This is a genomic window from Levilactobacillus parabrevis ATCC 53295, from assembly GCF_001434055.1.
GTDB lineage: Bacteria > Bacillota > Bacilli > Lactobacillales > Lactobacillaceae > Levilactobacillus > Levilactobacillus parabrevis.
This window is the reverse complement of record NZ_AZCZ01000062.1, coordinates 1-7,272: the sequence shown is the minus strand read 5'-3', so window position 1 is coordinate 7,272 and position 7,272 is coordinate 1. Positions and strand designations below refer to the sequence as shown.

Genomic DNA, 7,272 nt, shown 5'->3' with positions numbered 1-7,272 from the left:
CCAACAACAGATATTTTAGAACCTAAGTTCCATAAGGTAAGCCCTTTCATTTTTAGAATTTTGAAAAGCCGATGCATCAGCACCGGCTCTTCACTGTAAGCAAACATTATTGTAACCGATTTACTTTGAAATCGCCACCATAACGTTTCATAAATTTATTTGTAAGTTAGCTTACTTTCTGAAAACTTAAGGGACTTACTTATTTCTCTTTGGAAACATTAACATGTGTCCGTTGGTATTCGGCAATGTTCTTGTATTCCGATTGTAATTGCCGACTCAGGCGAATGTAAATTGGCACTAGAGCGCGGTAGGCACTGTAAGTGTCTGGGTTGGGATGATGAACGTTAGCCACGCCGATGAAGTTCTTCACAACGGAGAGGTCGTCGATCATGCCCAATGCATACATCCCTAAGGTTGCGGCACCCAGGGCAGTTCCCTCAGGACTCTCGGGAATCGTGACGTCTTGTTCAAAGATGTCTGCCAACATTTGGCGCCAGAGAGCAGAGCGGGCGAAGCCACCCGTTGCTTGGATGCTAGATGGTTTGCCAACAACTTCTTCCAGGGCCAACATGACCGTGTAGAGGTTGTAGACGATGCCTTCCAGAGCAGCCCGTACCATGTGGGCCCGTGAATGGGTCCGAGTCAGACCGAAGAAGGAACCGCGAGCGTTAGCGTCCCAGATTGGGGCCCGTTCGCCACCCAAGAAGGGATGGAAGATTAAACCGTCGGAACCGGCTGGAATCTTCTCGGCAATCTCGGTTAAGAGGTCGTAGGAATCCACGTGCATCTGTTCTGCGGTCAACTTTTCTGGTGCGAAGAGTTGATCACGAACCCAACGGAAGACAATTCCCCCGTTGTTAACTGGTCCACCAACGACCCAGTGATCTTTGGACAGGTAGTAACAGAAGACCCGGCCCTTAGGATCGATTTTTGGCTTGTCAGTGACGACCCGCACAGCACCGGAAGTTCCGATGGTCACGGCAACGACACCGGGATCAATGGCGTTAACCCCCAAGTTGGCTAATGGACCATCTGAAGCGCCCATAACGAATGGCGTGTTGGCGTCCATGCCAATGACACCAGCGTAGTCGGCCTTCATGCCAGTGATTTGGTCAGTAGTATCAACCAGCTTTGGCAGTTGGTCGCGGGTGATCCCAGCGACTTCCAAGGCTTGGTCGTCCCAGTCCATGTTGAAGATGTTGAAGAGCCCCGTAGCGTTGGCGATGGAGTAGTCCTCTTGTAACACGCCAAATAACTTGTAGATGACGTATTCCTTGATACCTACGAACCAGCGCGCTTGCTTGAAGAGGTCTGGTTGTTCATTGCGCAACCAGATCAGCTTGCTCAGGGGGGTCATTGGGTGAATTGGCGTTCCAGTCTTTTCGTAAAGTTGCTTACCCACACCGTTCTCACGGAGTTCGTCAGCGTATTTTACGGCCCGGTTATCTGCCCAAGTGATGGCCCGTGTCAGTGGCTTGTGGTTCTCGTCCAACAGAATCAGACTGTGCATTGCTGCGGAGAAGGAGACCCCGTGTAGGTCGCCGTTCTTCAGGTCTGCCTTCCGTAAGACGGTCGTCAAACCGTCAATGATGGCGGAGAAGATTTCTTCTGGATCTTCTTCAGCCATGTCCGGTACATCTTGGTAGAGGGGATAAAGATTGTTGGAGTAGCCTTGCATCTTACCCGTAGTGTCGTACAGAACGGTCTTAACGCTGGTCGTGCCAATATCGACCCCAATCATGTAGTCCATTGTGCTCTTCCTTTCGTGGTGCGATTATTAAATGAAAAAAATCATCCTGCTTTGAACGATACCGCATCGCCCGTCAGAACGCAACGACAATGCTTATAAAACGCCAAGACACCTGTCAAACGGTAGCGTTCAGTGCGCAGATGTAAAATTTCCGCTTCGACTATTATATGAAAAGAAGTTTCACATTTCAAGTGAATTGTTGTAAAATGTTTACAAAAGGTAATCTTTTTAAAAATTGTTGGAAGGGGGCGGCGATTATCGCACGCTCAACCATTGGAAAGATTCGGGGGACGTATGATCAGTTGTCTCGGACGGAAAAAAAGGTGGCCCAGCTGGCGTTGGATAACCCAGCCGTGGTCAGTGAAATGACGATTAAGGAATTAGCCAGTGCCACGGGGGTCTCAACCGCGACTATTTCCCGTTTCGTTAAGCGGATGGACTACTCGAACTATCGGGAATTTACGATGGCTCTGGCCCATACTGCCGCCGAAATGACGCCGCAACAGAATAGTTTTCCAGAATTGGCCGAGGGGGATTCACTCGCGACGATTGCGAACAAGACCTTTCGCTTTTCCATAAATTCTTTACGGGCAACAAACGAAGCGCTGAATGAAGATGATCTGGCCCGCGCCGTCATCAAAATTATTAACGCCAAAACGGTGGCTTTCTTTGGCTTGGGCGGCTCTGCCGTTGCTGCTCTCGATGGCTATCATAAGTTCTTGCGGACGCCACTGAATGTGACTTATCATCCAGACTACGATATTCAATTGATGCAGGCGGCCCGGATGACGGCTCAGGACTGTGCGATTGTGATTTCCCACTCAGGTCGAAATCATGAGACCTTGGAGATCGTTCGGGAGCTCAAACGTAACGGTGTAGCCATCATTGTGATTACCAGTTACAGTGGTTCCGAGCTGGCTCAGGCGGCAGCGGTCACATTCCTATCTCTAACGGATGAGGTCAAGTATCGTTCAGAGGGGATGTACTCGTTGATTTCGCAAATGACGATTCTCGACAGTCTTTTTATGATGACGGTCTTGCGCAGTTCTTCACGTACTAAACCCGTCTTGACCCGGGTCAGAGACGTTATCGAGCAGACCCGTTACGATTCCTAACAGTCATGGTATAATGGACGGCATACCGCCAACGTGGCGGTAGAATACCTGACGAAGGAGAATGGTGATCGACGGTGAAACGACGCGACTATCAACCCATATATGACAACACGTTTCGGCGCCGCCACCGGTATCGCCGTTGGTTCGTTGTGCTGATCTTGGTGCTGCTCGTTGTTGGTAGTGGCTGGGGTTGGTACCGTTGGGACGCTCATCAGCGCGCTCAGGTGGCTAGCTATCCCGTTCGTGGGGTCACGGTTAACCAGGACAGCGGTTACTTAGACTTTCAGCAGTTGGCGAAGAGCGAGACGTTTGTCTACCTGCAAGCTACCTCGGGGGCGACATATACCGATGATGACTTTAGCGATAACTATTCGCGCTCCCAAGGGGCCGATATTCAGGTGGGGGTGGCCCATACCTTTAGCTTCACCACTTCGGCACGGCGACAGTTCAATCACTTTAAAAGTACAGTTAAGAGAAATTCAGGAACCTTACCTATTATGGTAGCGGTTAGTTATTATGGTAAATATAATAGTAATAACACAGAAATGGCAACCCAGGGGCAGAAGCTTAAGACGTTGGTACGGTTGCTCAGCAGCCACTACCACCAAGGCGTGGTCATCTTTGCTAGCAAGTCCGTGTTGACCCAATTCGTGAAGCCAGTACTCCCCAATCAGGACTACTGGACCGCCGGTGGCAAGTTATCGGGGCATTCACAGCAGGTTAAACTGATCGAGTATGATGCCAACGGGCAAGTGACGCAGAATGGGCAGAATCTGCCGGTGGCCAAGTCGGTGTTTAACGGCACTCGCCGCGACTGGCATGCCTTCACCAAGTGAAATTACCCTGAATTTCGGCTCCCAGTCGTCCCTGAAGATGTCGGGACGCTGAGGGCGGACGCTCAGAGCCAAAGAGCGGTCTCTGAGCTTGGCTTTGAACCACAGAGGAACGTGTTTCAAAGCCACCAATTATCTAAGTGGCTAGGTCGCCACTTAGATAATTCCCACAGCTGAGCATCTTCAGAGCCGACTTCCGCCTTAAATGGCAGGGAAGTTGCGTGACTTGGTGTTCTTGAAAACTAATTTGTATTGAAACAGTAGCCAGCTTGGTTACTGCTTTTTTGCGTTAGAGGGTGAAAATTAGCTTAGTTAGACGAATGCAGGGGTGACGCCAGGTATGGCAACGGTAAGAATCATTTTCTTGGCCACAAGCGGTACCTACGGCGGTAGAGTCTCTGACAGCCATAGGCGATAATTTTGCACAATTCAAACAAAAGCCGTAGTCCCCAATCCGGGGCTACGGCTTCGTTAAGTATTTAAAAACCCGGCATGCGCGCCAGTCTACGAGGACTGATCCGTCGATGCCAGTGGCTTCATGGCGTAAGTACAATCATCTGCTTCATCGAAAAAGGAAATTGGTTGACGTTCGTTGGCGTGAATCGTTAAGTGATAGCCAAACTTATCTTGAAAAGTAAGCTGTTGATCGTTGAGACTTTTTACGGATACCTGTAGCTGATGGTTATCGATCTGCACGTCAAGATTAGGACTAATTTCTAACCGGTGGCGCCGCTGGTTATGGGGGTCAACGAACTGCCACGTACCGACATAAAACAACGGCGACTCACTGGGCTGGGGCTTTTTCTTTCTGCGTAATGAGAATCCGCCTGTTAAACCAGCCACTAGTGAAACGCCAAATAATGCGAGCTCCCGACCTTTCACCGGTAATCCCTCCCTTGAATTATTAGTTACTCTCAATATAACATTTCTGGACAGAAAACAGGTGCTTTTTCTCCCAGATTTCAAAGAAAATTAATTCTATTGCTATGCCTAACGCGATGCGACTGTTAGAATAAAGTTAACGATAGAAAATCGATGGAGGGATTGCAATGATTCGCATTGGAACTGTAGGGACGAACTGGATTACGCAACAATTGGTCGAGGCGGTAGCCTTATCGAAACGTTACACGCTGGCTGGGGTCTACTCCCGGCACCAAGAGACGGCGGATGCCTTCGCTCAGAAGAACCAGGCCGAGAAGAGCTATACTGATTACGAAACGATGTTAGACCAGGCCAACTTGGATGTGGTCTACATTGCCTCACCAAACAGCTTGCACTTCAAGCAAGCGATGGCTGCGATTGACCGCGACATTTCCATCATCGTTGAAAAGCCAGCCTTCAGTAACCGGCGGGAAATGGCCGCAATCATGGCCGAACTCAAGCAACACCCAGCCGTGAAGTACTTTGAAGCAGCGCGGCACGTTCACACGCCAAACTTTAAGGCCATCAGTAAGGCACTCATGGCGCTGCCAACCGTTCAGGGGGCAGCGTTAACGTACATGAAGTACTCCTCCCGTTACGACAAGGTTTTGGATGGTGAACAACCAAACGTCTTCACCAAGGAATTCTCTGGTGGGGCGCTCCAAGACTTAGGGGTCTACCCAATTTACTTGGCCATTGCCTTATTTGGTCAACCGGAGAACGTGGCCTTCTTCCCAACGATCATTGTAACCGGAGCCGATGGTAAGGGCTTGGCAATGCTACGCTACGGTGACTTCGATGTGACCGTGAACTTCGGGAAGACTAGTAACTCCTACGCCTTATCCGAAATTTATGGCTTGAAGGAAACTATCACCATCGATAGTGCTGGGGAATTGACCCATGTCGAAGAACGCGATGCTAGTGGCCAGGCCACCGACTTGAGTGCCGCTGAATTGGCCAACCCAATGTTGCCAGAAGCCGAAGACTTTGCTCGGGTTTTGGAAGCACCGGATGACAAACAAAACGTGGCCGATTACCAACGCTGGTTGCAGTGGAGTTTAACGGTCAACCAAGTATTATTCGATCTGCGGGTCTCCGCTAACTTGAAGTTCCCAGCCGATCAACACTAAGAAAGAGGAAAATAAATGTTAAAACAATTCGAGGCTCATTTTAAAGACTTGGGCTATACTGAACCGACCGCAATTCAGACGGCAGTTTATGAGCCGCTAGCGGGAGACCAGAACGTCTTGGGCCTCGCGCCAACGGGTTCAGGAAAGACCGTGGCCTTTACGCTACCGGCCTTAGCCAATCTGTTACCCGGTGACGGCACGCAACTGATCGTGTTGGAGCCCTCCCAGGAACTGGCGATTCAGACCAGCCGGGTTATGCGTGACTGGGCAAAACTGTTGGATTTGAAGGTGGTTGCCCTGACCGGGGGCGCCAACGTCAAACGCCAAACGGAACGCCTGAAGAAGCGGCCGGAAGTCATCGTTGGAACGCCGGGACGAGTCTTGAACCTGGTCAGCGACCGGAAATTAAAGTTACACCTGGTTTCTTTACTGATCGTCGATGAGGCCGATGACCTATTGACGGGAGATACCTTGGATACGGTGCGGTCAATTGCACAGGACATGCCAGCCGATGTTCAACTGGGTTTCTTCTCCGCAACGGATACGCCGATCCTTCACGAACTCGACCAGTGGTTTGGCCAGTCCGTGACCCGGATTGATGTCCGTCAAGAAGATAACACCCAGGGGACCGTCCGGCATGGCCTTTTACAAGTCGGCATGGGTAAGCGTGATCAGATGCTGAAACGCATGCTGGCGATGCCAAACTTCCGGGCACTGGTCTTCTTCAAACAGGCCAACACCTTGCGGCAAACGGCGACGCGGTTCTATCATGAACACATGTCGGCAGCGAGTCTGACCAGTGATCTTCGTCAGGTTCAACGGGAGAAGGCCTTGCAGGACTTCCGATTGGGTCGGACGCGCTTACTGTTAACGACTGATGTGGCGGCCCGGGGCCTCGATATTCCTAAGTTGCCAGCTGTTATCAACTACGACTTACCAACTTCCGTGAACGAGTACGTTCACCGGGTTGGCCGAACGGGTCGGATGGGAGAACCAGGGCAGGTCATCAGTCTTGGGGATGACCATGATTTGCGGGATCTCAAGAAACTCTTAAAGGAGACCGACTACGACTTAGTCCCGTTGTACTTCAGCGGTCGGACGTTGACGACTGAGAAGCCAGTCGCTGTGACGCCCAAGCAAGCGGCAACGGTAAAGCCAAGTGCTGATGTAACCGTCAAGACACCTAAGGCTACGGGGGTGGCCGCTGGTGAAAAGCCAGCAGGCAAGCCTAACACGTCACGTGCTAAGCAGGAGCCTAATCCGTCTAAGAAAAAGAAACACAAGAACCGTCACACTAAGAACAAGGGTATGCGCAAGAAGTGGCGCGACCGCGATGCCCAACAGTAATTAACCTTTTGAAATCAAATAATCCGTGGTAAACTTAAAAGCGGATTATTGATATTGTCCCTATAGCACAACTGGATAGGGCACTCGCCTCCTAAGCGAATGATCCCGGTTCGAGTCCGGGTGGGGACATTGTAAAAAGAGTGCAGCGCCAGGCGGTTAGCTGGCGAGCATTAACG

Annotated in this window: 6 protein-coding genes and 1 tRNA gene; 5 read left to right on the top strand and 2 right to left on the bottom strand. The window is 50.6% G+C overall.

What is annotated here, in order from left to right; all coding sequences use genetic code 11:
• Positions 1–199: 199 nt before the first annotated feature.
• Positions 200–1,750, bottom strand: a complete 1,551-nt coding sequence (gene gntK, locus FD07_RS11355; RefSeq protein WP_020090367.1) for a gluconokinase — start codon at positions 1,748–1,750, stop codon at positions 200–202.
• Positions 1,751–1,956: 206 nt separating this feature from the next.
• Here gntK and FD07_RS11350 point away from each other — a divergent pair, with 206 nt between their 5' ends.
• A complete protein-coding gene (locus FD07_RS11350) occupies positions 1,957–2,865 on the top strand; it encodes a MurR/RpiR family transcriptional regulator (protein ID WP_020090366.1) in 909 nt (302 codons plus the stop codon).
• A gap of 74 nt (positions 2,866–2,939) precedes the next feature.
• Entirely contained in the window at positions 2,940–3,701 is a 762-nt protein-coding gene (locus FD07_RS11345) for a GH25 family lysozyme (RefSeq protein WP_020090365.1), read from the top strand.
• A gap of 501 nt (positions 3,702–4,202) precedes the next feature.
• On the opposite strand, the gene FD07_RS11340 is transcribed toward FD07_RS11345, so the two are convergent.
• Complete coding sequence (locus tag FD07_RS11340; protein WP_020090364.1) at positions 4,203–4,580, bottom strand: DUF4828 domain-containing protein; 378 nt, start codon at positions 4,578–4,580, stop codon at positions 4,203–4,205.
• A 167-nt stretch (positions 4,581–4,747) separates the two neighbouring features.
• Between FD07_RS11340 and FD07_RS11335 the strand changes: the two genes are divergently transcribed.
• From FD07_RS11335 to FD07_RS11325, 3 genes are all read left to right on the top strand, one after another.
• Positions 4,748–5,749 (top strand): Gfo/Idh/MocA family protein, encoded by a 1,002-nt coding sequence (locus FD07_RS11335; protein WP_020090363.1) that lies wholly within the window; start codon positions 4,748–4,750, stop codon positions 5,747–5,749.
• A 15-nt stretch (positions 5,750–5,764) separates the two neighbouring features.
• Positions 5,765–7,096, top strand: coding sequence for a DEAD/DEAH box helicase (locus tag FD07_RS11330; protein ID WP_020090362.1), 1,332 nt, complete (start codon positions 5,765–5,767; stop codon positions 7,094–7,096).
• 56 nt (positions 7,097–7,152) lie between these two features.
• Positions 7,153–7,225, top strand: a tRNA-Arg gene (locus FD07_RS11325).
• Positions 7,226–7,272: the final 47 nt, after the last annotated feature.

What these genes read in the sequence shown, in the direction of transcription:
- gntK (WP_020090367.1), bottom strand. Translation starts at nt 1,750, where the DNA reads ATGGACTACATGATTGGGGTCGATATTGGCACGACCAGCGTTAAGACC.
- FD07_RS11350 (WP_020090366.1), top strand. Translation starts at nt 1,957, where the DNA reads ATGTTTACAAAAGGTAATCTTTTTAAAAATTGTTGGAAGGGGGCGGCG.
- FD07_RS11335 (WP_020090363.1), top strand. Translation starts at nt 4,748, where the DNA reads ATGATTCGCATTGGAACTGTAGGGACGAACTGGATTACGCAACAATTG.
- FD07_RS11330 (WP_020090362.1), top strand. Translation starts at nt 5,765, where the DNA reads ATGTTAAAACAATTCGAGGCTCATTTTAAAGACTTGGGCTATACTGAA.